Source organism: Treponema bryantii, from assembly GCF_036492245.1.
Taxonomy (GTDB): Bacteria; Spirochaetota; Spirochaetia; order Treponematales; family Treponemataceae; genus Treponema_D; species Treponema_D bryantii_C.
This window is the reverse complement of record NZ_AP025286.1, coordinates 99739-125036: the sequence shown is the minus strand read 5'-3', so window position 1 is coordinate 125036 and position 25298 is coordinate 99739. Positions and strand designations below refer to the sequence as shown.

General features: G+C 37.2%; 30 protein-coding genes and 1 pseudogene. 2 read left to right on the top strand and 29 right to left on the bottom strand.

What is annotated here, in order from left to right:
- The first annotated feature begins 1 nt into the window (after position 1).
- Positions 2-487: a GNAT family N-acetyltransferase gene (locus tag AABJ44_RS00620; protein WP_338369972.1), complete on the top strand. Its 486-nt coding sequence runs from the start codon at positions 2-4 to the stop codon at positions 485-487.
- On the opposite strand, the gene AABJ44_RS00615 is transcribed toward AABJ44_RS00620, so the two are convergent.
- From AABJ44_RS00615 to AABJ44_RS00560, 12 genes are read right to left on the bottom strand one after another with little or no spacing between them, the layout of a single operon-like run.
- On the bottom strand, positions 482-1270 hold the full coding sequence (locus tag AABJ44_RS00615) for a class I SAM-dependent methyltransferase (protein WP_338369971.1): 789 nt from the start codon (positions 1268-1270) through the stop codon (positions 482-484). The genes AABJ44_RS00620 and AABJ44_RS00615 overlap by 6 nt on opposite strands.
- Before the next feature lie 9 nt (positions 1271-1279).
- Positions 1280-1732, bottom strand: coding sequence for a GNAT family N-acetyltransferase (locus AABJ44_RS00610; protein ID WP_338369970.1), 453 nt, complete (start codon positions 1730-1732; stop codon positions 1280-1282).
- A gap of 7 nt (positions 1733-1739) precedes the next feature.
- A complete protein-coding gene (locus AABJ44_RS00605; RefSeq protein WP_338369969.1) occupies positions 1740-1931 on the bottom strand; it encodes a hypothetical protein in 192 nt (63 codons plus the stop codon).
- 12 nt (positions 1932-1943) lie between these two features.
- Positions 1944-2744, bottom strand: coding sequence for a class I SAM-dependent methyltransferase (locus AABJ44_RS00600; protein WP_338369966.1), 801 nt, complete (start codon positions 2742-2744; stop codon positions 1944-1946).
- Positions 2741-5662: a TOTE conflict system archaeo-eukaryotic primase domain-containing protein gene (locus AABJ44_RS00595; RefSeq protein ID WP_338369963.1), complete on the bottom strand. Its 2922-nt coding sequence runs from the start codon at positions 5660-5662 to the stop codon at positions 2741-2743. Before AABJ44_RS00595 ends, AABJ44_RS00600 begins: the two co-directional genes overlap by 4 nt.
- 26 nt (positions 5663-5688) lie before the next feature.
- Entirely contained in the window at positions 5689-6024 is a 336-nt protein-coding gene (locus AABJ44_RS00590; RefSeq protein ID WP_338369961.1) for a type II toxin-antitoxin system RelE/ParE family toxin, read from the bottom strand.
- On the bottom strand, positions 6024-6260 hold the full coding sequence (locus AABJ44_RS00585) for a hypothetical protein (RefSeq protein ID WP_338369960.1): 237 nt from the start codon (positions 6258-6260) through the stop codon (positions 6024-6026). The genes AABJ44_RS00590 and AABJ44_RS00585 overlap by 1 nt, the downstream gene beginning before the upstream one ends.
- Positions 6261-6311: 51 nt before the next feature.
- A complete protein-coding gene (locus tag AABJ44_RS00580; protein ID WP_338369958.1) occupies positions 6312-7280 on the bottom strand; it encodes an amidohydrolase family protein in 969 nt (322 codons plus the stop codon).
- A gap of 4 nt (positions 7281-7284) precedes the next feature.
- Positions 7285-8082, bottom strand: a complete 798-nt coding sequence (locus AABJ44_RS00575; RefSeq protein ID WP_338369956.1) for a GNAT family N-acetyltransferase — start codon at positions 8080-8082, stop codon at positions 7285-7287.
- Positions 8083-8111: 29 nt separating this feature from the next.
- A complete protein-coding gene (locus AABJ44_RS00570) occupies positions 8112-8378 on the bottom strand; it encodes a hypothetical protein (protein ID WP_338369954.1) in 267 nt (88 codons plus the stop codon).
- A gap of 33 nt (positions 8379-8411) precedes the next feature.
- On the bottom strand, positions 8412-9128 hold the full coding sequence (locus AABJ44_RS00565) for an SAM-dependent methyltransferase (protein ID WP_338369952.1): 717 nt from the start codon (positions 9126-9128) through the stop codon (positions 8412-8414).
- The gene (locus AABJ44_RS00560; protein ID WP_338369950.1) at positions 9125-9958 is read right to left on the bottom strand and encodes a class I SAM-dependent methyltransferase; all 834 of its coding nucleotides are present in this window, start codon (positions 9956-9958) and stop codon (positions 9125-9127) included. The genes AABJ44_RS00565 and AABJ44_RS00560 overlap by 4 nt, the downstream gene beginning before the upstream one ends.
- Positions 9959-10209: 251 nt before the next feature.
- On the opposite strand from AABJ44_RS00560, the gene AABJ44_RS00555 reads away from it, so the two are divergent.
- A complete protein-coding gene (locus AABJ44_RS00555; protein WP_338369949.1) occupies positions 10210-12066 on the top strand; it encodes a DUF4474 domain-containing protein in 1857 nt (618 codons plus the stop codon).
- Positions 12067-12123: 57 nt separating this feature from the next.
- Here the strand turns inward: AABJ44_RS00555 and AABJ44_RS00550 are convergent, their stop codons facing one another.
- From AABJ44_RS00550 to AABJ44_RS00470, 17 genes and pseudogenes are all read right to left on the bottom strand, one after another.
- Positions 12124-13008 (bottom strand): AraC family transcriptional regulator, encoded by an 885-nt coding sequence (locus AABJ44_RS00550; protein WP_074641866.1) that lies wholly within the window; start codon positions 13006-13008, stop codon positions 12124-12126.
- Positions 12995-13915, bottom strand: coding sequence for a Gfo/Idh/MocA family protein (locus AABJ44_RS00545; protein WP_338369947.1), 921 nt, complete (start codon positions 13913-13915; stop codon positions 12995-12997). The genes AABJ44_RS00550 and AABJ44_RS00545 overlap by 14 nt, the downstream gene beginning before the upstream one ends.
- Before the next feature lie 77 nt (positions 13916-13992).
- Complete coding sequence (locus AABJ44_RS00540) at positions 13993-14424, bottom strand: hypothetical protein (RefSeq protein WP_338369946.1); 432 nt, start codon at positions 14422-14424, stop codon at positions 13993-13995.
- 89 nt (positions 14425-14513) lie between these two features.
- Positions 14514-15062 (bottom strand): GNAT family N-acetyltransferase, encoded by a 549-nt coding sequence (locus AABJ44_RS00535; protein WP_338369945.1) that lies wholly within the window; start codon positions 15060-15062, stop codon positions 14514-14516.
- Positions 15063-15434: pseudogene (locus AABJ44_RS00530) on the bottom strand (GNAT family N-acetyltransferase); the annotation flags it as partial. It abuts the gene before it with no gap.
- Positions 15435-15573: 139 nt separating this feature from the next.
- A complete protein-coding gene (locus AABJ44_RS00525) occupies positions 15574-16491 on the bottom strand; it encodes a phosphotransferase enzyme family protein (RefSeq protein ID WP_338369944.1) in 918 nt (305 codons plus the stop codon).
- Positions 16476-17390, bottom strand: a complete 915-nt coding sequence (locus tag AABJ44_RS00520; protein WP_338369942.1) for a GNAT family N-acetyltransferase — start codon at positions 17388-17390, stop codon at positions 16476-16478. The genes AABJ44_RS00525 and AABJ44_RS00520 overlap by 16 nt, the downstream gene beginning before the upstream one ends.
- Before the next feature lie 149 nt (positions 17391-17539).
- Positions 17540-18343, bottom strand: a complete 804-nt coding sequence (locus AABJ44_RS00515; RefSeq protein ID WP_338369940.1) for an APH(3') family aminoglycoside O-phosphotransferase — start codon at positions 18341-18343, stop codon at positions 17540-17542.
- Positions 18344-18364: 21 nt separating this feature from the next.
- Entirely contained in the window at positions 18365-19045 is a 681-nt protein-coding gene (locus tag AABJ44_RS00510) for an MBL fold metallo-hydrolase (protein WP_338369937.1), read from the bottom strand.
- A 3-nt stretch (positions 19046-19048) separates the two neighbouring features.
- The gene (locus tag AABJ44_RS00505; protein WP_338369936.1) at positions 19049-19498 is read right to left on the bottom strand and encodes a GNAT family N-acetyltransferase; all 450 of its coding nucleotides are present in this window, start codon (positions 19496-19498) and stop codon (positions 19049-19051) included.
- Positions 19499-19514: 16 nt separating this feature from the next.
- Positions 19515-19937, bottom strand: a complete 423-nt coding sequence (locus tag AABJ44_RS00500) for a GNAT family N-acetyltransferase (RefSeq protein WP_338371301.1) — start codon at positions 19935-19937, stop codon at positions 19515-19517.
- Positions 19938-20093: 156 nt separating this feature from the next.
- Complete coding sequence (locus AABJ44_RS00495) at positions 20094-20747, bottom strand: class I SAM-dependent methyltransferase (protein WP_338369935.1); 654 nt, start codon at positions 20745-20747, stop codon at positions 20094-20096.
- A gap of 22 nt (positions 20748-20769) precedes the next feature.
- Complete coding sequence (rsgA, locus tag AABJ44_RS00490) at positions 20770-21795, bottom strand: ribosome small subunit-dependent GTPase A (protein WP_338369934.1); 1026 nt, start codon at positions 21793-21795, stop codon at positions 20770-20772.
- A gap of 278 nt (positions 21796-22073) precedes the next feature.
- Entirely contained in the window at positions 22074-22703 is a 630-nt protein-coding gene (locus AABJ44_RS00485) for an HAD family hydrolase (protein ID WP_338369933.1), read from the bottom strand.
- On the bottom strand, positions 22700-23587 hold the full coding sequence (locus AABJ44_RS00480; protein WP_338369932.1) for a CPBP family intramembrane glutamic endopeptidase: 888 nt from the start codon (positions 23585-23587) through the stop codon (positions 22700-22702). The genes AABJ44_RS00485 and AABJ44_RS00480 overlap by 4 nt, the downstream gene beginning before the upstream one ends.
- A gap of 14 nt (positions 23588-23601) precedes the next feature.
- Complete coding sequence (locus AABJ44_RS00475) at positions 23602-24039, bottom strand: GNAT family N-acetyltransferase (RefSeq protein WP_338369931.1); 438 nt, start codon at positions 24037-24039, stop codon at positions 23602-23604.
- A gap of 4 nt (positions 24040-24043) precedes the next feature.
- The gene (locus tag AABJ44_RS00470) at positions 24044-25252 is read right to left on the bottom strand and encodes a DNA glycosylase AlkZ-like family protein (RefSeq protein WP_338369930.1); all 1209 of its coding nucleotides are present in this window, start codon (positions 25250-25252) and stop codon (positions 24044-24046) included.
- Positions 25253-25298: the final 46 nt, after the last annotated feature.

The following is a 25298-nucleotide window of genomic DNA, read 5'->3' as shown; positions in this document are numbered from 1 at the left end:
TATGATAAAGGAAATAAGCAAAAACGAATTCGCAGAATGCGTAAACGTAATAAAAAAAAGTTTCCAGACTGTTGCAGACGAGTTTGGTTTTACAATCGAAAATGCACCGCGTTTTACAGCGTTTGCAACTACAGTAGAACGATTATTCTATCAGCTTGAATATGAACACAGGCTTATGATGGCTTATTTTTCTGATGAGGGAAAACTTTTAGGTTATTTTTCGCTGATGTTTCTGGAGAACTCTGAATGCGAACTTAGCAATCTTTGTGTACTGCCGGAATTCCGACATCAAAAAATTGGTGAAGCTTTGCTGGAAAATGCTATGTCCCGCGCCAGAAATAAAGGTTGCAAAAAAATGAAATTAGGAATTGTCGAAGAAAATAAGAGAATCCGAGCCTGGTATGAAAAGCACGGTTTTACTCACACCCATACTGTGAAATATGATTACTTCCCATTCACCTGCGGGTATATGGAAAGGGATTTATAATCCTTTTCTGCAGCAGAACATGCCGTATTCTTTTGGAACTGACAAAATACCATCGACCATCTGCTTTGTAAGAAGGTCATGTATTTCTTTTTTCGGTACGGTGCTCAGTGTAGTCATACTGGAAAGTGAATAAATATATTCAACCAGATCATCAATATCTGTTACAGCGAGTGAATCTTCGTAGTTCAATCTTTGGACATTAGAAAAGAAGGGGGCAAGAAGTTCTTTTCCATTTTGAAGTGTGAAGTTTTTATTTACATTATCTTCAATACCATAAGCGCCTAAAGTCTTGGAAAGATATTCAATAATTCCGTGTTCTCCAAAAGTTGCGCAGTAAAAGGCTCCACCTGTTTTCAGAACTCTGCGAACTTCAGACAAACCTCGCTTCATATCCGGCACATGATAAAGCATCATATTTGCAATCACAACATCAAAGCTCTCGTCTTCAAAAGGAATATCCTGAATATCAATTATCTGATATTCAACATTGGCATTGGACCCGATATTGGTCTTTGCGTTTTCAAGCATTCCTTCAGAAAAATCAGAGAGAATAATTTTTGAACACTTGCTCATCAAATCTACATGACCTTTCCACATATCGCCTGTACCGCAGCCGAGCTCCAGCACCTTCATGCCCTCTGTGATTTTATAATTCGAAAAAATCCAGTTTCCAAACCCCATTTTATTTGTGGAATATTTTTGATGAATTGAAATGCGTGTATTCAAGTTTCCTGCGTTTGCGTATTGTTCTTTTACATTTTTCTGGTTATTAATTGTATTCACTTTTTACCCCTAGTATATTGGACGCTTGTAGACAAGAGTTTCTCCGTCCCAACGGTCTTTTAGTTTTTCCTTAAAAGTAAAACCAAAATTTTCATAGAGTCCTGGCTGATCAGTCGAAATATAAATATTTTTGAAACCTTCATTTTTTGCCAGATGATAGATGTGGTCTATCAGAATCCCAATTCTTCGTTTTCCGCGGAACTGCGGAAATGTATATACAAAACCAATCCATGGGGTGAGATTAGTTTCTGGAATCTCGTCTTTTTCTGCATAAGTACAGAAGGAAATTAAATCTAAGTTATTAAAAAGCAGAAAAAGTTTTGAGGTGCTGCCACAGTGATCATAAAAATTTCCAGATTCCAGTAGCTGGACAAGAAACTGTGCAGCACGCCAGTCAGCTTCATTAATTTTTGAAATCCAGTAGGATTTATTTTCTAGTTCTGATATTTCTTTAATTTCCATATTATTCCTATCCTTTTATTTTGTCATAGAATTCAAGCGCAAAAAGTATTGCAAGAATTGAAACGCCGTCTTTTGTTCCGTTTTCTTTCAGGAGTTTTTTCATCCTTATCTCATCATCGATGATTGTATTGTCATCAAAAATATGCCGAAGCTGATAAAAAACAGAGAACTGTTTTAGCTTCCATTCACCTGCGGGCATTTGGAAAAGATCCTATATTTTTTCCAAAATGAATGCATTCCATTGCATTTCAATTTTTTTGCCAAGTTGTTCGGCAGCCTTTCCAAGCTCGTTATTTTCGCCTCGAAGAATGCGTGTCATATAAGGTTCCTTACTAAGAATCTCAAAGCCTTTATCAAGAAATCTTTGCTGCCATGAAATCTGCTCTTCCAGAAAACAAGTCCAAGGTTGAATATTACTCTTCTCAAATACATCTAAAATTGATGGAACATTCAACCACTCATTCTCGATTACATAAAGACGACCTTTAGGAACCAGTATTCGATAAATTTCCGATAAGGCTGTATCAAATTCTTTGTTTCCGAATCTGGTGCTTGAGAGGCAGAGAAAACCACCGCAGGCTTTTACAGTGGAATCTTCAATGGGTATATCAAATAATGAAAACTGCGCAAAATCAATATCTTCACCGGTTTGCCTATCATTCAGCCATTTTTTCCATTCATTTAAAAGAGTCAGATTTGCATCGGCAGCAAGACACGAAATAGAAGAACTCAACTGCTTAATCGAAGGAATCAAGCCCATTCCCGGTCCGCAGGCAAGATCAATATAAGCCTCTTTGTTTTTTGTGATTTCATCGAGCAGTTTACGGGATGCTTTGTTCAGAAGAAGTTTATCAGTGTAAAAGTTTTCTTGAAAATATTTATTCTGCCACCTGCGGACATCTTCATCAGAAAAATAATCGCCGTCATTTTCCTTGCCGAATATTCTGATATTATTTTCAAATCTCATAGGTGTTTGATTCCAGATGTTTAAGAACTTCTTTTGCTTCATCATTTTAATATCTCCACTTCAATTTCCGAAGCAATTTTATTATCAACAATCCGCATACAGCATTCTTCGTTTTCGGTATATCCTAAAAAGTTGATATTACCGTACCATAAAATCTTTTCATCAATTATTGCAATTTTTTGTGAAGCATTTTCTTGTTCAATAACTTTTATACCGATATTCTCAAGCATTTTTATACAAGGATCTATTTTCTTCTGTTTTGCTTCATCATCTTGTTTACGTACAAGAATTTGAATATTAGCCCCTTTTACAAGTAGCGCTGTAGAACTCAAAACAAAATCCTGAACTTCCGCTTTTGAAAGATATGGAACACTGATAATGATTTTTGAAGTTGCGGATAAAATGTCTTTGTTAAAGTCTGATTTGTAATCTTCTGCAGAATATAATTTTGATTCTGTGGCTGTTTCTGCATTTTCAGAAATATTTGGTTTTATAGAATAACCAAGATGATTATAACCTTTAAGCCTATTCTGATACATTCTGTCAAATACTGGAATTCGGTAATCAACATAATCAAAAATTTGAACTTCATTTTTGCCAGCAAAGTTTCTGTGTAAGCGTCCACAATATTGGGCCAGAGTTCCTTTCCAGCTAAAAGGCATAGCTAACATCAAAGTATCAATACGCGGATAATCAAAACCTTCGCCCGCATATTTACCTGTTGCAAGAATTATTAGTGATTCATCAGATGGAACGGCTCTCAATTTTTCAAGGATTTCATTCTTTTGTTTTTGAGTACCACGTCCTGTAATGAAAATCACATTTTGTGCTGAATCAGCAAGCTGTTCATATAAGAGATACAGATGCTCAATTCGTTCTGATAGAATCAGTGGGGTGCGTCCAGTTTTTACAGCATTTTTCACATCCTCAATAATCAGTTCATTGCGAACAGAATTAGAAATTAGTTTTTCATAATACTGATTTATCGAAGGATTTTTTGAATCTGAATCCGTAAGCTCCGGTACATAATGAAAACTGGAAAATCGCGGAATAAAATAATGTGCAAAATCCTGCGCTTCATTCATCTGTTTTGTTGTCGTAGAATATAAAACAGAACCGCATTGATAAAAGATTATTTTCTGATGTCCATCACGACGAATTGGAGTTGCCGTAAGCCCATAAACATATTTTGCTTTAAAACTTGCAACAAGATTTTCTGTAGAAAAAGCAGATACATGGTGGCATTCATCAACAATTAACATTCCGTATTTATATGAACGAGGTTTAACTTCATCAGAACCCTTTTCAATCAGAGAGTTTACAATAGCAATATCGACAATTCCAGTTGATTTATCTTTTCCAGCTGCAATTGTCCCAGGAGTAAAATCAAGAAATTGTTTTATTGCTTTTTTCCACTGTTCAAGCAAAGCGTGTGATTGAACAAGAATTAATGTATTGGTCTTGCGTTCTGCAATAAGGCTTGATGCGACAACTGTTTTTCCAAAGCCTGTTCCTGCTGATAAAATACCAGCATCTTTTTCCAATAATGCTTTTAAAGCATCATTTTGCTCATCATAAAGTTCTGCAATAAAATGAAGATTAATTTCTTGTCCTATTTCGCGTTCGTCTGTGATTTCATATTTAGCATTTGCTTCTTCAATCTTTTCAATCACCTTTGGAAGATTTCCTCGAGGAAGCAAGAGATAATCATCATTTTCTTTTGAGCAATCAATGTATCTGGGAATGTTATAAAGAGGCAGATGCATCCTAAGATTTTTAAAATATTCGGGATTAAGAAAAACTGCTGTACGCCTTAAGACTCCCAATGCTTTTTCTGATACACCGTTCTTTCGTATTTTTACATAGTTTGAAAGTATAATTTTGACCGTGGAAGAAAAATCAGATTGACTTAATGATTCCTTATTATCTGAAGAAATACTGTTAGTTATATTACTCTTCTTTTGCAAATATTCTGATTCATCCCTTTCAACAAAATCTGGAAGTGACTTTTCAATTTCATTTATGGTTTTTCGTACAAGTTTCTCTGAGATTTTTTGTACTGAAGATAAAAAAGCCCATTGATCTTCATAAGGTACAAAACTTTCATTAACAAAAAGAGAGTAACCTACTTTTACGGCTCTCCCTTGCAGAGGAAGCGCGATAAGATTGCCATATTCGCCTTTTGGAGTTTCATCCTGATTTGGAAAAAATCTATCAAAGCTTTCAAATGGAATTGAATGTCGTTTTTGCATTGAAGCTTTTATAATTGCAGTTCCAAGATTTCTTGCAAGTCTGGCAGAAATATTTTCTTCAAAGAAAATCCATAAATGGCCACCATTCCCAGAACGAGATATCTCAATATAACTATTAATTCCAAAATCAGAAAAAGTTTTATGAACTGCAAGTATATCATCTTTCCAAGTGGGGTGATTTTTAGTTGCATGCGAATCAAAATCCATCACAAGAAACTTACATAGATTTCCTTCCATAAGAGGATAGAGGCCGATAACATCGCGGCAAAACTCGTCACGACCTGCAAGGTGATTGTAAATGTAATTATCAGTCAACGCCACTGGTAATTTGAATGGACAAGTTGCACAGGAATATTTCTTTAAGTCACATTTTCCAGAAAGCCATTTATTACCACAGACTGGAGAATATCCGCTTTTGTTAGATTTTGCATTGAACCAGCGAAGTGCAAAAACATCCTCTCTGCCAGAGAACAAAGATTTGAACAAATTGATTTTTTCTTGTGGTGAGCTTTGACGATTGATTATATGGGACTGATTGAAAAGAGTATCCGTTGAAGGTAATATAGTCTCATTTTGATCTTGTTGAGTTTGAAAAGCATTTTGTTTTTCTGAAAGATAGTTTTTGACAGAAGGATTTGTATCAGACAAGTCCTTCAACAGAGAAATCAAATCTTCTTTGGATAGGGTTTCAAGATAGTCTTTTAGCTCCATAGGTTTTACAGAATAAGCAACTAAGATTAATCAATTTTCATATCACTAAGAAAACGGTCTAAATCTCTTTTTCCATTTGTAACGTGAGTTACACGGGCTTCTTTCCTATCTTCAACATCTTTTATGATGTAAAAGATTGAATAATCATTTATTGAAAAATAGCGTAAACCACGAGAATACCAAGGCTCATTCGGATAAAGATGATATCCATCAGCCATAAAAGACAAGTTATTAATTTCTGTATAGAGTCTGCCTAAAACAGCATACGCATTTATTTGAGATTTGTATTCGTTGAGGATAAATGAATAAATATCAGCAAGATCTTCTTCTGCTTGATTAGAGATTGATACAGAAAAGTCCATTATGCGAACCGTCTTTTTATATCTGCAAATGCCTGGTCAATAGGTTTACAACGACCTTCCATAGCATCTTCATAGCCTTTCTGCATTTTGGCATTGAATACTTCTTCAGATTCAACAAGAGAATTCATTTTATTAATACTATACTGATAAAGAAGAAAGTCTAAATAGTTAGAAACAGCTTCCAAACATGGTTCTGGCAAAGTTTTTACTTTTTCCATAACTGTATCGTATGACATAATGAACCTCCATACAAATAAGTATAGCATAAAATAGAATTTTTGACAGTATTATTTCAATTTTATCTTTGTAAAGATTCCCCAACAGCGGATTTCATCCAACTGTTCGGTGGTGAGTGTTCCGGCATCATATAGGTGCTGATATTCTTCATCAATCGAACTGTCAAAAACGAGAAGGTCGTCGGTGTTTATTGTAACAGGTACTTCATTTTCAACGAGGATTTTGATAGGATGTTCTGCATAGCTTTTTGCATATCCCAGTTTGATGTTGCTGGTAGGGCAGACGTTCAAAGTGATTTTTCTGTCTGCAAGCAGTTTCATTACTTTCGACGAGTTCACAGCGTTTATTCCATGATGGATTTCATCCAAACCAAGAGTTTCGATTGCTTCTTCAATTTCTTCTGCTGTGCCGGTTTCTCCAACGTGCATGCGTTTTAGAACGCCGTATTTTTCTGCGATTCTGTACAGCGGGATATAATCAGAAAAAGGTTTATAGCCTTCACCGCAGCAGACATCAATTGATTTAAAATATCCGGAACTGAAATATTCTTCTGCCTGAACGAGCGCTGGTTCTATATCTTCATAAGAAGCAAACGCAAGCTCCGGCTCATAAACAGCATCCGGACAATATTTTTTATGCAGCGCATCATAATAATCACAAAAGGCCTGCAGGCTGCCGTAGTCTTCAATATCAGATGCAGAAAAACTTGGCGCAAAACGTGCAAGATGATTTCTGCCAGCTTCGACAAAACAGCCTTCGCGGCGTGTATCAGCCTGCTTGTTGTCGTGAGCCCGGCAATAATCTCTGATATTATTTACATACCAGTCCTGCATTCCCTGTAGACCATCAAAAACAGCCGGCGGTTTTGCAAAGGTATGATTCATTCTTTCAGAAAGCCACTCTACTCTACAGCCTCGTCCAATATGATTATGCACATCACTTTTTGGAATTGAAAGAAGAGTCTGTGTATCATGATTTTTTAGTGCGTTTATAAAATCGCTTGAAAATTTATCTGGCATAGTTTTATTGATGTGATCTCTGACTGCATGATTTATCTATATTATTATCTGATTCATTAATTTGCGGGAAGAAAATGAAATTGTATTTCACCGGATTTATAAATCCAAGTTTTTCAGAAAGTTTCATTGATGCAAGGTTTTCTACATCGCAGGCCCATATAGGCTTTAAGCCTCTTTTCTCAACTTCTTCCAGAGTTTTAACACAGACTGCAAAGGCAAAACCTTTTCGCTGTTTATCATCATCAGTGATAATTCCAAGTTCTGTGTATCCACGGGCAGTAAATGCTGCTTCACTCTCGCTGCTAATTTCGCCATTTTCAATAGCATAAAATCCGAACGCAATTTTCAGGAAGTTTTCTTTTGAACCGTACACACGTTCATGAAATTCTTTCCATGGTACCTTTTCATATAATTCGCTGTCGTATGGTTTTATTTCAACATCTCTCGGTTTATGCTCAACAGGTTTTCTCTGAGTATATTCGTGCCGAGGAATTACAGTTCCCAATTCTGCCAGAGGAAACTTTGAACCCCTCTCAGGAGTCCAGACTACCTGAATCCATGCATGTTTGATTATTTCACGTAAGGTTTCTTCAATCCAAACAAAATCAGCGTCATCACTAATATAAACCCAGCTCATATAAAGCTGACAGATTGCTTTTGTCGGCGCATTGATATCATCAACAAAAGTCTTACCCGGTAATATTCCATCAAAATAACACCACAGCGCAGAAGTGTTTGGCTGCCTGTTTTTGAACAAGGGGAAAATCAAAGCTTTCTTTTCTTCAGGTAATTGGTAGATCATAATGACCTCCTGTGTGATGATAATAGTTTTTACCAGATAATATTAATTTTATAGGAAACGGGACATTCTGTTTGCAGTCGTTGAACCTTATAGCCTTTCCCATCAAAATATTTAATTACTTCATCAATATAATATTTTTTGTCATATGTATAATGACAATAAGTATTTTCGCCAAGATGTTTTTTTATTTCGATACCCTTGGTAATTTGTTCAATCTGTTCTTTTGTTTCCTTGAGAGATTTATCAAATTGATTTTCGTGAACTGTTTTATTTCTTTTTTCTTCAATACTGTTCATTAATAACTTCCAAGGGTGTGAGAATTAACTCGTCTAATTTTTTCTAACATAGATCAGTATAAAGTTCAAGATTTCATTCAGCCCCTTGCTTAAAAACTCTTTGTCGCGGATTCCAAATTCATGTCCTGAATCAAACCATTCTTTCCAGGCAATGTCATAACAGTCTGCTTCTTTTACAGAGATTTCACAGGAACCGCCGCATTCTTTTTTCAGAAGATTTTTCCACCAGGCAACAGTTTTGAATAACTGTGAATCATCACCTTCAGCCCATGTTTCAAAAATGTTTTTGAGTTCACCCTCCGGTTCTTTTTTCAAACCCGGAATTGCAATCATCACACAGCCGCCTTTTTTGACAAACGGCAAAATCTTTTCACCAAACACGCCTTCCTTGCAGCCAAAGTAATGATAAGAATCAACGCTCACAATTGCATCAAAATAGTCGTGCGCAAAAGGCATGTCCATTGCATCCCCATGAATCGGAATGATTTTATCTTCAAGTTTGTTTTCTTTTATGCGCTTATAGTTTTCTGTTGCAGCAATCCAAAGGTCTAAAGCATAAACAGTCTTTGCATTTGTTTCATTTGCAAGAAACATCGAAGTCAAAGCGTAGCCGCAGCCCAGATCCAGAGTCCTGTCAAAAACTGCATCGGCAGGTTTTCGCAGAATAAACTCATCCAGCAACCTGAACGAGTTTGGTCCCATAAGATAATCTTTTGTGAAATATTTTCTGTAGTTCTCGATGTTACTCATTTTTTAACTCCTACGTACATTGCATGTCCGCACATTTCTAGAATTGATTTGTCCCCGGCAGTCGAATCAATCAGCTCGAGGATTTTTGAAAAGACATTTTTATTTTTGAATTTGAAAATCGCATCTTCTTTTTCGTAGCCAAAGCCACGGATGGAACGGAGCTGCAGTTTTTCAAATCCATTTGTGGCAAAGAGAGTTTCAATTTCTTCTGAAGCAGGGTAGTAGCCTTCCTGAAAGCCGTTGCTTGAAAGATTTTTGAACTTGCCGGAATCAAAGCATTCTTCCAAAGTGTCGATGCTAACCTGGTCCGGGCTCCAGCAGAATCTTTGAACGAGCGCAATACTTCCCGACAAGTGAGGAATAAAACTTGCAAAAACTTTGCCGCCCGTTTTGAGAACGCGCCGGATTTCGCTCACACAGTTTTCACGTTCATCTTTTTCTGTAAGATGATAAAGCGGACCAAAGAGAAGTACGACATCAAAAGAATTATCTTTATAACAACTAAGGTCTGTCGCATTTACCTGGTCGCAGACGATCAGATTTTCAACCTTATCTTCTTCCTTCTGCTTCCTGGCTTGTTCCAGCAATGTCTCCGAAAGATCAGCAAGAGTGACCTTATATCCCTTCTTCGCAAGAGGAAAAGAATAAACCCCGGCACCACCGCCAAGATCTAGAACCGAGATTTCAGCTCCATCATCCAATGCTGGAAGATTCTTCTCCAGAATCCTCATCGTCATCAAAAACTCAAGTTTTCCGCTGTTGTCATTTCTGAGTCGATTTTTTTCATCAAAATGTTTGTAATAGTTTTTTACTTTTTCAAAATCTGTCATAGACAATTATAGTATAAGTTATGAATAAATAATCTTCAATCTTAAAAGGTAGCACGTTAGGCTAATACGAGGTGCATAAATAAAATACTACATAACACCAGAAACCCTATACTAAAAGTTAATATATTTTATTTTTTGTAAAATTAAAAAAGCCATGTTAAAATAAAAGTAGGTTTGGGTTTAACAATCTGCTATCTTTGTATGATTGTTATATATATTTAATTATATGTTTATATAAAAAGAGGATGCTTATGTCTGATATTTATCGTTTTCGATGTATTGCAAGCAGTGGGGCTGGATACCGAGCCGTAATTAGTTACAAAAATCCAAATTGTAAAAACTGGAGCAAAACAGACAGAGTCAGTGGACCTGTCTCTGTAGGAATTTCCCGAGATGTTTTTCTGAAAGACATTAAGGAAATAAAAGATGGAGCCAGTGTAAGAATTGTAATGGCGTATGGGGTAACACGTACAGAAGCAAAAGAAACTTTTACTTATAAAAGTAATTCTGCTAACTATGCTGTGTATGATGGTCATACACCAAATTCAAAAACTCTTAAATGTTTGAACGTTATCTGCGAATCAAAAGAAGAAGGTGAAGTTTCTGGCTTTAATTTTACTGCAAAAGCAGCATACGCTTTTAATGTAAATATCGAATATCAAAACCCAGGCAATAAGGCAAAAATCATTTCTGAAGTAGTCCGAGTTAATTCAGGCACTCCAGAAACAATCCATATAGGAGAGTTCTCAGAAATTTCAGATGGAGCAAAAGTTCGTTTTATAATGGATATTGTAGCAGGCAGAAAAGGTGTACGTGCAAATCAAGTTTTTACTTTCAAACGTGACATAACATGCCTTGCAAAATATGAATGTACTGGAACTACCTATGACGAGACAATTAAATACTTAGGTAAAACAGATTTTAAGCCGGCAATATTTACTGGTGGAAAAGGTAGAAATTCCAGTATTTGTTCTTCAGGCAACAAAGGATTGACCAGCAACACCTTCGTAAAAATTGGAAATGACAAATTATCAAACTTGATTCAATTTGGTGATGATGGACATGTAGCATCTATAGCAATGGACAAAGCTGGAAAAACAATAACTACTTTTGCATCTGGTCCTAAAGGTGCTAAACTTAGGGGCCACTTATGGTTTATGGATGAGCAATACAATTGTTATGAAGAAGATATTGCTTACCATGGTAAAAGACCTACAGAAAATACAACTAAAATACAAAATTCAAACATTAAATACATTTCATGGAATGATAAACTATTGGGAGGAGACTATAACCCTGCTCTACGGCTAATAACTATCAAAGGTAAGTTCGAAAAAACTTTCAATCGATTTGGTTTTGTAAGAACAGAAAAGGATGGACGATTTTTTTATAATACAAAAATTGATTGTCCACAAAAGGATTTTGGTTATTTTGATCTTTACGACTACTGTTTCGATTATGCAACAAATATGGAAAAGAAAAAATTCGAATTCACATCAAATGGAAAAGAATACATATTCTGGCTTTGGAAAGGAAATTATTTAAACCTTGGTGCAGGTGCAGAATTAGGTTTTTATGAATTCGAAAGAAACATTAGCCGTAGAGAAGCAGAAAAAAGCATTCGCTTGTTTGTAACAAATATTATTCTTGCGCTGTTTGCAAGTTTAATACCAGAACCAATAACTTGCGCAACCTTGACAGCAACAATTAATTCAATCCTATCAGAAGTCTTTTCTATGCATCATCAGGAATCATATAAATTTTACAAAGTCGTAGATGAAAGTCAGTACCTGAAAATGGCAGTTAATTTACGTGGAAAGAATAATCTACCAGCAAATATATCTAGTTATTCTCCAAAAGATAATCAGTGGTGGATTACAACCTTTGTTCCATATCTACAAGGTGTTCAACCAAAAGATCTTGCGCCAACGTACACGATAACATTTACAAAAGATAAGGAACAATTGTTCAACGACTTTGTAGATACACAAATTAAAACTTGTAAAAACAAAGTAGAAATAATAGAACGTGACAAAATTGTGATTAAAGGAATAGCAAATGGCTGGACTTTTGATAGAAGAAAATTGACACTTGAATACACTTTCTAAAAACTATCTTTGAGCATTGAGAAAATCCCGAAAGTTCATATAACTTTCGGGATTTTTTTACGTAGTTTTTGTTTTCACCGGAATCCAAAGTTCGCACATTAAGTCTGGTTCCCCTTCATCAAAATATATTTCAAAATCTGGAGCTTCTTTTGTCTGCAAACCGCTTTGTGGAAGGAAGTTCTGAAAATAATTTTCCCACGCTTTTGAAATACAGTCACCGTCTTTGCCGTAGCAGTTAAAAATTACATAGCGACTTTTTTCAACCTGCCATTTTCTAAAACCATCCGGTACCTTACTAAAATCAAAATCATCAGGAACAATAACCGCCAGCGCATATACAAAAGAAGTTGAATCTTCCTTGAGTTCTGAGCAAAGTCCGAAAACTCTGTTGTCATTTTTTGCACGGAAGGTCTTCAACAAATCAAGTTTTTTGGTTTGAATGCATTCGCCCCAGAAATCAGAAATGCTTTCATCGCTCTCATCTTCAATTATGTCCACAGAAAAAGAACGCGGAATCACAAGAAAGTTTACAGTTTCCAGATCTGTCATTTTATATTTGATTGGAGTGGCACCTTCCATCGTAACTCTGATACTGAGCGGATTATACATTGCAAGAGTTTTGCTTCCTGCTTTTACCACGCCCGGTGTAATTCCATGAAAACGCGAAAAGGCTTTTGTAAATCCATCAACAGAATCAAACCAGTATTTCATGGCGAGGTCTGTTACTTTGATATCTGTGTACAAAAGTTCCTGACCGGCGAGCGAAAGTCTTCTGTTTCTGATGTAAGCACTTGGAGTGATGCCGGAAATAAAGCGAAAGGTTCTATGAAATTCATAAGGCGACATGTTCACCTGTTTTGCAACATCAACATAAGTGATGTTATCAAGCAGGTGAGTTTCTATAAAATCTACAGACTTTTGTAAAATTTCAAAACCAATCATTTATCGTTTCCAGTGTGAACAGGGCGTGTTCAATATCAAGTCTGGACTTTTTATTTTCCAGAATTGATTCCAATACATTATGACATACAAGTTGATAACAGTTCTGCTGTTCAAGCTTTATTTCTTCCTGTTTTTCATCAGTGAAGATTTCAAACTTTGTGTCCGTTCGCCCATTCTGATATCCGTCTTCAAAGTAACGGATAAAGGCCTTTTCAAAGGTCGCTTCAAAACCCACACTGAAAGGACAGGAATTAAAAAGCGCAGAGTTTCCGTGAATTGTTGCCACTGCATTTTTGTAGCCAAACTGTGCGGTTACGACAGCGCATTCAGGGCGGGCATCTCTTCCTTCAACATTAATTTTATCAGTTTTCCCGAGTAATTGTAACACAAAATCAATGTCATGGTGCATAAGATTCAAAGCAATATTTTTTGAATCAAGATTTCCCCACCAATGCGGAGTCTGACGCTTTATCTGAAAGTTGATTAAATCGCCATATCGCTTATCTTCTTTGATTTTATTCAAAAGCTGATAAGGATACTCAAACTGCAAGAACAAATCTACAAAAACTCGACGTCCACATTCTTTTGCTGCTTCAAAAATCTTTCGTCCATTTTCAGAAGTGTCCGCCAACGGCATTTCAACAAAAACATGCTTTCCGGCACGCATAGCTTTTATGGCATATTCTGCGTGAACCTTAGTTGGAAGACACACATCAACAAGCTCAATGCTGGTATCATTCAATATGTCATCCAGATTTATTGTAGTCTGAACTCCGAACTCTTTTTCAATTTCTGCCAGCTTCTCAGGATTGCGTCCCCAGACAATTATCTTATCTACCAGATTTTCCTGACAGAAAAACTTTGCATGTTCCTTCCCAAATCCTGTTCCCAAAATTGCGATATTCATTTTCTAAACCTCCGTGAAAAGTTTAGATTAATCACAAAATATTTACTCGAACATTCTTGCGGAGTTTTGTCCCCTAATTACCACACTGCTTTTTCGCCGGTCACTTTTTCGCCAAGCCAGCTTGCATTGTATTCAACAAAGCACTTTGTATACGGCAAATCCTTATATTTTTCCTGACGTTTGAGAATCGGATAAACCACGCTTCCCCAACCAACAGAGATTACGCCGACAATTGCGTACAATGGTCCGAGCACCAGAGACTGAATTGTATGACCATACTCGTGAACTCTCGCACCGGTAAAATAATCACCTTCATTATTCGGAACGAAAATGAATAGACCAAGACTCAAGCCTGCCCAACGGTCATTCCATTGAGTTTGAATTGCGCCTTTGTAAAATTTGTGAGGTTTTTTGATATGGATTAAGAAAAAGAAAAATCCGATGATTGTTTGTCCCAATCCCCATGTGCACTGAATCAAAAGATATAAAAAATATAAAATACGTTTCATACTTTTACTATAAGTTACGATTGCTAAATCCGCAATGTGCACAAAGGCAAGATGCATAAACCAAAGGGTAAAATGCACATTACCGCCAGTTACTTTCTATTCTCCCATTCTTCACGAGTAATAAGACACGTGAACTCGCCCGAAGTTATACCGGTTTTCGGGTAAGTTCGGGTTCCCTTGTCATCAACTAAAGTCATTCCGATTTTTTTCATTACGCCAAAGGAAGCTGCGTTCTTACAGTCGCATTGTGCATACACTTTGTTGATTGAAAGATTTGTGAAAGCAAAATCTAAAAGTGCTGCTGCCGCCTCAGATGCGAAGCCCTGCTTGCGATACTTCTTGTTGATTATCCAGCCGAGAGTTGCATAGGAATGATCTTCACTATGGCTGAGATCTGCATCGCAGCCACCGATTATTTTTCCTTCGTAAATGATTACAAACTCATAATCCAGCTGATCCGGAGAGCCCCAGTCTGCAGCATTTTGTTTTACAAACTCTGCAGTCTCTTCAAAACTATCATTCGGTAGCCAGAACATCATTGTGATTTCCTTGTCACCGGCATATTCATGAATCTCTTTTTCATCACCAAGTTGAACTGGGCGCAATGTAAGTCTTTTTGTTTTTAATTCTGTTTTCATTTAATCATCTCCATACACATATTTTTTAATCTGAGTCTGTTTACCCTGATATTTACCGGCTCCCTGGTACTCCAAACTAAATCCGCATTTTTCCAGAACCTTGCATGAAGCAACATTTTCCGCATCGCAGATACCATATATCTTTTTAATTCCCAGCTGTTTCATTATCACCGGAAGAAAAGCTGTAACTGCTTCTGTTGCATAGCCTTTTCCCGTAAACTGTTTTGCAATATGATAGCCGACTTCCCAAACAACACTCTCAGTTGGAACAGCCTGCACATAACCGATATTCGTTTTGTCTTTCAGCAGTACAGGATAGACGAGTGGTCCGTCAGCCCCTTCATATTGTGACATTAAAAAATCAATTGTTTCTGCTGCATCTTCAACAGTTTCAAAAACCTAGTCCGGCAAGAATCTACACGTATCTTCATCGAGCGAATTCTGATGAACAGCCTCTGCCATGTCGGGAGTAAACATTGTGATTATGAGACGGTTTGTTTCAAGATTCATATCATTGTTCCATCCACTTATTCAACCAGTAAAGCTGATAGTCTATAAACTTTTCATCAATGCAATTTATACCGTGAACTTCAAGAATTGTTGCCTGCAGCTGAAAATGTCTTATTGCAACCCAATCGTAAAATGAAAGTTTTTCTTCCTGTGATAATGGATGATGGCGAGTATAACCGGAAATAAAGTTTTCATAAACCTTACGGGTGATTTCAATATCTTCCTGCTGCAGATTAAAATAATTTGTCATATCGCACATGACCATTACATCAAACATAAGAGGAGCCTGGCAGACTGTGTCAAAATCTAAGAAATAAATCTGACCGTCTTTTGTCTGCAAAAGGTTCCCTCTATGAAGGTCGCCATGGCAAATACCATAAGGAAGTCCCTGAACCTTTTCCCAAAGCTGTTCACCAACCTTTTCATAATTAGAAATTTTTGGATATGACTTCTGACGCAGGAAATCAAGATAACGTCCTATGAAAAACTGTTTGTCGCGACTAACCAGCTGAACAGGACAATCCTTCATCAGGCTATGAAGCTTACCAACAAGCTCGCCGACCTTTTCTGCACTTTCAGTTTTTTCAAGGTCCGGTTCCTCGCCTTCAATAAATTCCTGCAGAAGAACCAGACACGGTTCGTCATCAGAAATTTCAACAATTGCCTGCCCGGCTGTAGTCAAAAATGTTTTTGGAACAGGAAAGCCTTTTTCTTCCAAATACCGCATAATCATAACTGACTGCTTTGCAGTATCTCTAAACGCATTTCCAATCACCTTGAGTAAATATTTTTTTTCACCATTAACAATATATGTTTTGCAGCCACCTTCTCTCAGAAAGTCCAAACTTACATTGTCCAGTCCATATTGGGTTTTCAGCAATTGAATCAGTTTTTCTTCCATACCTAGCACTTTCTCCATATTGTCCAGTGATATCCTTTCCCATATCCAATCTTCTTGTAGAACTCGTCGTCGCCACCGGTCATGTGAGTTGCGCCGAGAGGCTTGAGCGTGCGGTAATGCTGAGTAAGTGCCGCTGCAGCCAATCCCCGTTTTCGATGATCCGGGTGAGTGCAAAGCGGTTCCATATAAGCAAGATGATTTTGAGGAACCCACCACATACCAGAGAAGCAGACATATTCTTCGTTCTCATCTGCAATGATGATGTTGTACTGCGGAGTTTCATGAGGAGTTGGTGACATGAAAGAAGCCCAGCCGTCCTTATGAGATTTTGCCGGAGTCCATTCCAGAGAATCGTCGTATTTATCCCAGCCCACAAACTCGCCGCGCTCGCCATGACCAAAACCATACCAGCAGAGCTTTGAACATTTTACGATATCAATGTCCTTATGGTCCACAAAATGATAACCCTCCGGCAGCTCATAATTCAGCTCATTCTTAAAATCAAAAATCATGTCCTCATATTCATAGACCTGTTTGAAGCCACGCTTTGCCACCGCATCCTTTAAGAACTGCTGCCCATCCGAAAAGACAAACTGCTGCTCGCCATTAAAATGAGGCATAGTGGTAACGGCATATTCAATAAGCTCGTCTGCAAGAAATTCATACCCCTTACGAACATTGAAATAAATATCTGTCACCGGTGCTTCGTAATAAGCAAATGCAACAACCTTATCTCCATCGAACCAGAAGCGGTCCAAAAAAGAATATGACGAATCCATCCAGGTTGCAGTAAGTGCATATTCAAAAAAAGGCGCCGGCCGTCCGCTGTCATTTTTCCAGTCATAAGTTTCTACAAGAAAATCCCACACGAGATTTATATCTGATAATAATTGAAATTGTTTTGTTGTAATGTTCATAGTTTTTATTTCCTTTAATTTTTATAGAAGGAGAAAGCCTTCCCCTCACTCCAGCCCTTCGGTCTTCCGCTACCCCTTCACCTAGTGGGCTTCGCCCCCCTAAGACCCCCAATTTTCTGGTACAGTTAATATGACATTTAAATGTCATATTAAAACAGCTCATCCAATAAAATATAATAATTGATTTTGTCCCAGTCCGGTTCAACTCCAAGAGCTTCAAAAAATAGTTCAGGATTAAAATCCTGATAAATCTTTTTGCCCCAGGTGCCGTCTGCATTGTGTTTAAGACTTCGGTAGCAAAGCGCAATGTCCAGCCATTTGTCGTTTACACCAGTGTCTCCCAAATCTATTAAACCGCTGAGCTTACCGTCCTCTATAAGAATATTCGGAAGACAGAAATCTCCGTGCGAAAAAACAGGTTCGCGTTCTGGTCTGTTGTTTTCCAGCCATTCAAGCAAAGCCATAGGATTTTCAAAACCATCCGGTCCAAAAGTCGTCGGTTCTGCATCACTCACATCGATCAAATTGTTTTCAACGCGAAACCTTGCTTCTTTAAGTTCATCGTCCAAAGTTATGCATCGAGGACAGTCAGAAATATCCACACTCCACAAAAGCTTAAGCGCCTGGGCGAGAAGTTTGCATAGCTCCTTCGGTCGCGACATGTAGTAATCGTCACAGCTCATTTTTCCTGTCACTCTGCTCATAAGAAGGAACTGAAGTCCAGCGGCTTCATCCTTCTCATAAGCAATAACCTTTGGAACAGGTAGCTTACCTTCCAGCCAGCGCATCATCTTTACGAGCTCATCATTTTTTTTAGCGATTTTTTCAATCTTAAGAACACAGTCATTAAACATCAGAACTTTCGCCTGGGACTTTCCCATATCATCACAGGTGTAATTTTTCCCAGCAACAAGCTCATTGATTTTTTCCGGTAAATTAAGATTTTCAAGCATTTTTATTTTCCTTTTTTAAAACTAAAACTTCATCAAATCATCAAGTGTATCCGAAGTTTCAACCGGAACCCAATGTCCCTCCATGCAGGTTTCGGGATTAAGCGATTTGATTTTTGCTTCCAGCTTCTGACACAATTCCTTGTCTTTGATTCCTGTCATAAAATCATCACAGGTTGAATCTCCAAGAAAAAGAACTTTGTCCTCTTCAATATAAACAAGTGTAGAATCCTCAGTATGAGGAGCCTCGCTTTCCACGATACGAACTTTACAGCCACCAAGATCCAGCGTCATTTCACCGGAAAACAGAATGTCAGCCGGCACAACAATCACTTCCTTTCCGCCTGCATATTCTTTTCTGATGCTCTCGTGAATTGCAAGAAACTCAGCCGGACCGTTAGTTTCAATTTTGTTTTTCCATTCCAGGAGATGTCCGTTTGTCTTTTCGTTCGCAATGCATAAACCGTTTACTGCATGCATACCAAAAGTATGATCCCAATGCCAGTGAGTAAGAACAGTGATCGACGGCAAAGACAACCCTTCAGCCTCCAGCAGAGCATAGAATTCCTTTACATGAATATCAGAATGACCTGCGTCTATCGCAAGACTCCAGTTATCACCCTTAACATATCCAAGGTTAGGTCGGTCTCTTTCTGATTCATAAGGCATGATCCAGATGTGTTCAGATAGTTTTTTAAGTTCCATTTTTTAATCTCCTAATCTTTTAGCGAATGCAACAATTGTTGAACATTCATCAAAACCATTTTTCTTATAGAAATTATAAGCCGGTACGTTTGTGTCGGTTAAAAGGAAAATCTGTTTGAGTCCAAGTTCCTTTATTGCTTTTTCTATTTCTGCCACAAAAAAAGTTCCCGCACCTGAGCCCTGCCTATCTGTTTTGATACAAAATTCTTCAATTATATATTCTGTTCCCGAATACCAGTGCTTTATATATCCCATAGAAATTCCAATTAGCTCATCATCATCATACAAACCATAAGTTAATGAATAACTCTGTCCTATCAGGTCTGTGATGCACATATCCAGCTGATTTGTATCTGACCAGTCGTCATACCACGGTGCAATTGTGAAAACACTGGTAAATAAATTTTTGATAATTTCTTTGTCTTTTATACTAAGTCTCTTTATGCTAAACATATTTCCTCCAAATATTTTATAATTCTAACAGCATGTAAACCAATTCCTGAAATCCACTTGTTCGTGAATTGAAACCTTTTGGATTTCGTCCGAATTCTACAAAGCCAAAACTTTTATACAAAGCTACAGCTCTTTCATTTTCTGCAACAACATTCAGTTCAAGCTGTTTATAGCCAGCTTTTTTTGCACATTGAATGCATGCATTCATAAGAGCCTTACCTAAACCAAGTCCCCAGAATTCTTTGAGAACGCTGATGCCCAATTCAGCGCGGTGCTGAAGTTTATATTTTTTACCCACAGACTCGATGCCAGCTGTTCCTGCGATTTTTCCATCAACAACAGCTATAATTTCTATTTCATTAGAACTGTTTGTTTTCTCTTCAAGAAACTGTGCTTCCTGTTCCGGGTCATAACTATTTTCATCTGGGTAGGAAAGCAGATAGTCAGTTTCGGCATGAGTAAGATTAAATACTTAAAAAACCTCTTTACCATCTGCCTTATCCCCATTCCGAAGCAATGCTTCTTTTCCGTTTTTCAAAATAACTTTCTGATTGTATTTCATTTTTCATGCTCCATTTTCATCTTCAAAATCAGTTCATAATACAGCAGCCTTAAGCGTATAAGTATGATCCCAGTTTTTAAGAACTTCTACACTTGAAAAACCAGCTGCCAGTAGAGCTTCTTTTTCGTGCTCTACAGTCAGCGGAGTATCATAGTGATAGAACTCACCGTCAGGCAGATTCTGTTCTTTTCTCAAACGAAGCAGCTCCTGTCTTCTGGTGATTTCTTCTTCATCACTCATTGCAAAATAATCAGTAATAATAAAATATCCGCCGGTTTTCAAAGCTGCCTTGAGTTTTGTGTAAAGTGGAATTTTTTCTTCCTTCGTAAAATGATGCAACGATTCAACTGACACAGCCGCATCAAACTGAGCTTCTCCAAATGGCACATCAAAATATGAACCTAAGATCAGATTGATATCCTTATCACTGAATTTCTTTTTCAATTCATTGAGCATGCCAGCCGCAAGATCTATTCCAGTAACTTTTGCATCTGGATTTATGGCAAAGAACTCGTCCAGTTCCAGACCAGTTCCGCAGCCTAAATCCAGGATTTTTGTTCCGCTTTCTTCAGGCAGACAACCTGCTGTAAACGGATAAAATTCCTGTGCAAAATCTATAGTATTTAACTGATGCTCTTCATAGCCTTCAGTTCTTGAATCAAAAAAGTCTCCCATTTTTTCTAACATTTTTTTCTCCTGAGTAAGATTTTTACAAATCCCAGCCCCTGTAGCGGTTTTTCTGATATTCCCGCGTGAACCGTGCAATCTGCATCATCTTTGCCTTGCCCCATTCATTTTCCTGATGGAGCTGCTGATAGGTTGCCCAGCGTTCTTCACTTAGTGAGCCATCTGCAAGTGCCGCGAGTACTGCACAGCCCGGCTCATTAGTATGAGAGCAGTCATTAAATTTACACTGATCAAAAAGGCTGACAACATCAGAGAAGGTTTCGTCAATTCCTTCTTCCATGTCGAGCACACCAATTTCACGAAGTCCTGGAGTATCCATAATCCAGACACCACAGTCCAATTTAACTAACTGTCGGTAGGTTGTAGTATGACGTCCTTTACCGTCCGAATCGCGGATATGATTTACTTTCATCAAATCATCACCATTCAGAGTATTCAGCAGTGTAGACTTACCAACTCCCGACGAACCAACCAGAGCAATAGTTTTATCCTTCTGTAAATACGGCTTCAGATTTTCAATACCAAAGCCGGTTAACGAACTGATTGCAATTACATCTGCCTTATCGCAGATTGCTTTTGTGATTTCAACCTTAAGATCTACTTCATCACACAAATCAGCTTTAGACAAAACCACAACTGGCTTTGCACCGGTTTGCAGCGTTATAGAAACAAATCGTGCAATTCTGTTTTCATTATAATTCTGGTTTAGCGAGGTAACGATGAATACATAATCAAAATTTGCAACGATGGTTTCTTCCAGAAGATTTTTAACAAAGGCTTCTGCATGTCCGCTTCTGTTTGGGCGCTTGAATACAGTAGTGCGAGGGAGCACTTCATCAATCAGTGCGTCACCGTATTCATTTGTAATAACTTTTACATAGTCACCAACAACAGGCGGCTCAAGTCCGAGATTGTAAAATTTTCCTTTAAGTTTTCCGAGTAATTCAACATCTGAGTTTACAGTTTTGTCTTCTCCACATGGCAAAAGTGTAAACTGATTTTTCTGCACGCAAGATACACGTGCAGTAATAATATTATTTGTTTTCAATTTGATTTCCTAAAATGCAAGAGTTAATAAAGAGAGTCATGTAGATGCTGAAACAAGTTCAGCATGACGTCATCCCGAACTTGTTTCGGGATCTCTTTATCCAGTACAGCTCCGCTTTCAGGCAAAAATGTGGGAATGACGTAACGTCTTACATTATGCAATAACAGCGGAGGTCGAAGAGTTAGCAATATCAAAATAAATCATAAATCTTTCTCAACCTCCTTAAGTATTAAGTATATTTTTACACTATCACAAACGATAATTGTTGTTCAAGTATTTTACTCAGCAAAAATCTTCAAAAGCTCTGAAAAATTGTTTACTGTATAATCCGGTTTGCTCTCCGCAGACATAGGAATCTGTAACGCACCAAAGCCCTGCTTAATCCAGACTGTTTTCATACCAAGAGATTTTGCCGGTGCTATATCATTATCAAGTCTATCACCAACCATAAAAGCTTCTTCCGGTTTGCACTCTGCAGTTTTCAGTGCATATTCAAAAATCTGAACATCCGGCTTCATCACCTTTACATCCCAGGATGAAATTACATACGAAAAATACTGAAGTATACCAAAGTTTTCCAAACGCTCTTTTAATCCATCAAGCTGATTTGCAATAACACCAAGCTTATAATTTTTTGAAAGAACCTTTAAAACTTCAGGCACCTCTTCATAAAGAGTTTCCAGTTCAGAACGATACGGAGCAACCTCTTTAAAATTAAATTTTTTTACCACTGTACGATATTGCGGAAGCCAGGCAATAGTAGCTTTTCTGATTTCATGAAATAGATCAACTACAGAAAGCCCGAGCGCTTTTGCTTCTTCCGTTTCTACCTGTTCCTGACAGCGTTTCTCCCATACAGCATCTTCATTTACCAGTGTGTATCCCACATCAAAAAAAATAGTTTTCATTTCTTACATCCGTTTATCGTTTTACTATAGTATACAATGAAAACAATAATAAATGAAACAGTTTGTGCAATACTTATTCGAATAGTCTGCAACTGATCCATTTCAGAAATACTCACTACATGCAAGATATTGATTATCGTATTATTCACAAAATGATCTGCCATTCCTGCATAAAGCGAACCAGTTATTTTAGCAAGCATTGCATATTTTAGCCCAATCAAAGTCGATGAACCTATCAAAATCAAAAGATTCATGATAAGCTGCATTCTATTACTGTCTCCGTCTGTGAAACTTCTGATTGGTCCTACACAATGCCACAAGCCGAATAAGAGAGACGCAAATATAGCTGATGGCCAGAAAGAATATCGTCTTTCAAATAAGTTCTGAAATAGTCCCCGGAAAACGCCTTCTTCCATCACAACATTTATGATATTTCCCAAAATACAGATGATAAAGAAAATTGCTTCTGTATGATTTCCAAGATTTCCATTTACAGAGTAACTTGTTACAAAAAGTGACAGTTTATCAAACTCTCCAAGATTTTGAACAATAATGATTTCAACTGTGTAAGCTAAGAAATAACATAATAGTCCAAGAAGAAATCCTCTTAAAAGGTTCTTAGAAAATTTGGAACGCAAAAATCCCATTTCTCCTGGGGTTATATAAAGAAAGCCCGCAGTTACAAACAAAACTATAATTCCTAAAAGCTTATGAATAAAAGCTTCACCAAAAAACGTGGAATCTGTGCGGATTAAAAAGTATTCCAGAAATCTAAAGCAAAAGCAGATAAAATAAACAGTTAGAACATAAATCCAGATCTTATTTTTATTTATATTTTTTTCCATATCTATTGTAACAATCTTCAAGCTGATTTTTGATACCACACAGGCTTCATTTTCTAAAATAAATTTTTCATAAACCGCTTCTGATCCTTTTCTGAAACATAGCCCAGATGTTCATAAAAACCATGAGCATTTGTTCTGTTAATTCCTGAATTAAGACGCATCATTTTTATTCCATTTTCTTTTGCCCAGTTTTCTGCTTCAAGAAGAAGCGCCTTTCCAACACCAAGTTTCTGAAATTCTTTTTTTACAGAAAGAGCCAGAATATTCGCCATCGTTTCAAAATACAAAGTATCGTAACGTTCAACATGAATATATCCGATAACCTTACCATCCAGTTCACAAACAAAAACAGCTTCGCGCTGTATATTTAAGTTTTGAATCTTTCGTTGCACAAGATTTAAATCACAATTATATCCAAGTCCCTCGACTGAAATCTCACAGATTGCCGGAGCATCTTCAATTGCCAATTTTCTGATTATCAGATCTTTCATTCTATCAATTCCTGTTTTTTAATTTTTCTTCAAGATATTTTTCATCCATCATTTCAACACCAAGGAAACGACTAAATCTACAGAAAGCTTCTTTTATTGCTTCAATCATTTTATCAGTTATTTCAATACCCGGTTCCCACCACCAGTTTTTTATTTGAGCCGGAGTTTTTCCTCTGTTCGGTTCCGGCTCAAACCGTGCAACAAACTGATTTTTATAAAGCACAGGAAGAACATAATAACCGAACTTTCGTTTTGCTGCCGGAGTATAAACTTCCCAGGTATATTCAAAATCAAAAAGCTCTTTTATCATTCCCCGGTCCCAGATAAGATTATCCAGTGGTGCAATGAATTGAGCCACAGAATTCCTTGCAGGTTTACCCAGAAGTTCTTCATCCTCTTTTCGGATATAAAAAGTTTCTTTTGATCCTTCAATTGCAATTTCCAGAAGTTCACCTTCTTCAACAAGTTCACGAAGAAGCTGAGTGCGAAGTTTTGTATCTGAAACATAAAAGCCAAGCCAGGTGCCACCATTTTTATTCCACACCATTCCCACTGCACCAATTCTGCGCTTGATATACCATTTTTCAAAATCATGATCATCTTTAAATGGTTCTGCAGCTTTTAGTATTTCCGCCGGAAAAAGCTTTTCACTTAAATCATAAACCTTATGAGTTTTATTTTTTGAACTGATTCCAAGTTCCCCCGAATGATATAGATAATCAAGGGCAGCACTCGAAAGTTTTTTATGCCCCCATGGACCAGAATCTACGTTATTTCCAATATTAATTTTTGCAGCAGGAAGAGGACCATTTATTCGAATGAACTCTTTTATTTCATCAAGCAAATCTAACGCCTCGAGAGATTTCCTCCAGGTCAAAATGCCCTTTAACTGCTCTACTGTTTTCTGACGAATACGAGCCATTGAAGGATAATCTTCTGTTGGAATTATTGAAATCATCTTATCTGGTGAATCATATAAAACCCGTTCTTTATAAAGTAAATCAAATAAAACATCCGAACGATAGTTAGCAACACGTGATTGCAAAACTAAATCTGTATTACGGCCGACAACATCCAGAGGATCATACTGAATACAGCGAACCTTCTGCATGTATTCCACTACACCATTCGGACCTTTTAGTTTTCCATTACCATTCAGATTCTGATAGTTTACGAGAAAATTTCTTGCTGTTTCTTTTTTTATTGTTTTCATTTTTTCTAATAATATATTACAGCATACCTGCAAAAAATGATAAAAA

Coding starts and splice junctions, on each gene's coding strand:
- AABJ44_RS00600 (WP_338369966.1), bottom strand. CDS start 2,744: ATGATGAAGCAAAAGAAGTTCTTAAACATCTGGAATCAAACACCTATG.
- AABJ44_RS00595 (WP_338369963.1), bottom strand. CDS start 5,662: ATGGAGCTAAAAGACTATCTTGAAACCCTATCCAAAGAAGATTTGATT.
- AABJ44_RS00605 (WP_338369969.1), bottom strand. CDS start 1,931: ATGCCCGCAGGTGAATGGAAGCTAAAACAGTTCTCTGTTTTTTATCAG.
- AABJ44_RS00590 (WP_338369961.1), bottom strand. CDS start 6,024: ATGGACTTTTCTGTATCAATCTCTAATCAAGCAGAAGAAGATCTTGCT.
- AABJ44_RS00510 (WP_338369937.1), bottom strand. CDS start 19,045: ATGGAACTTAAAAAACTATCTGAACACATCTGGATCATGCCTTATGAA.
- AABJ44_RS00485 (WP_338369933.1), bottom strand. CDS start 22,703: ATGAAAACTATTTTTTTTGATGTGGGATACACACTGGTAAATGAAGAT.
- AABJ44_RS00620 (WP_338369972.1), top strand. CDS start 2: ATGATAAAGGAAATAAGCAAAAACGAATTCGCAGAATGCGTAAACGTA.
- AABJ44_RS00525 (WP_338369944.1), bottom strand. CDS start 16,491: ATGGAGAAAGTGCTAGGTATGGAAGAAAAACTGATTCAATTGCTGAAA.
- AABJ44_RS00555 (WP_338369949.1), top strand. CDS start 10,210: ATGTCTGATATTTATCGTTTTCGATGTATTGCAAGCAGTGGGGCTGGA.
- AABJ44_RS00570 (WP_338369954.1), bottom strand. CDS start 8,378: ATGAACAGTATTGAAGAAAAAAGAAATAAAACAGTTCACGAAAATCAA.
- AABJ44_RS00495 (WP_338369935.1), bottom strand. CDS start 20,747: ATGTTAGAAAAAATGGGAGACTTTTTTGATTCAAGAACTGAAGGCTAT.
- AABJ44_RS00515 (WP_338369940.1), bottom strand. CDS start 18,343: ATGCTTGAAAATCTTAATTTACCGGAAAAAATCAATGAGCTTGTTGCT.
- AABJ44_RS00580 (WP_338369958.1), bottom strand. CDS start 7,280: ATGCCAGATAAATTTTCAAGCGATTTTATAAACGCACTAAAAAATCAT.
- AABJ44_RS00585 (WP_338369960.1), bottom strand. CDS start 6,260: ATGTCATACGATACAGTTATGGAAAAAGTAAAAACTTTGCCAGAACCA.
- AABJ44_RS00560 (WP_338369950.1), bottom strand. CDS start 9,958: ATGACAGATTTTGAAAAAGTAAAAAACTATTACAAACATTTTGATGAA.
- AABJ44_RS00565 (WP_338369952.1), bottom strand. CDS start 9,128: ATGAGTAACATCGAGAACTACAGAAAATATTTCACAAAAGATTATCTT.
- AABJ44_RS00470 (WP_338369930.1), bottom strand. CDS start 25,252: ATGAAAACAATAAAAAAAGAAACAGCAAGAAATTTTCTCGTAAACTAT.
- AABJ44_RS00575 (WP_338369956.1), bottom strand. CDS start 8,082: ATGATCTACCAATTACCTGAAGAAAAGAAAGCTTTGATTTTCCCCTTG.
- AABJ44_RS00610 (WP_338369970.1), bottom strand. CDS start 1,732: ATGGAAATTAAAGAAATATCAGAACTAGAAAATAAATCCTACTGGATT.
- AABJ44_RS00535 (WP_338369945.1), bottom strand. CDS start 15,062: ATGAAAACAGAATTAAAAACAAAAAGACTTACATTGCGCCCAGTTCAA.
- AABJ44_RS00475 (WP_338369931.1), bottom strand. CDS start 24,039: ATGAAAGATCTGATAATCAGAAAATTGGCAATTGAAGATGCTCCGGCA.
- AABJ44_RS00540 (WP_338369946.1), bottom strand. CDS start 14,424: ATGAAACGTATTTTATATTTTTTATATCTTTTGATTCAGTGCACATGG.
- AABJ44_RS00505 (WP_338369936.1), bottom strand. CDS start 19,498: ATGTTTAGCATAAAGAGACTTAGTATAAAAGACAAAGAAATTATCAAA.
- AABJ44_RS00550 (WP_074641866.1), bottom strand. CDS start 13,008: ATGATTGGTTTTGAAATTTTACAAAAGTCTGTAGATTTTATAGAAACT.
- AABJ44_RS00520 (WP_338369942.1), bottom strand. CDS start 17,390: ATGAACATTACAACAAAACAATTTCAATTATTATCAGATATAAATCTC.
- AABJ44_RS00545 (WP_338369947.1), bottom strand. CDS start 13,915: ATGAATATCGCAATTTTGGGAACAGGATTTGGGAAGGAACATGCAAAG.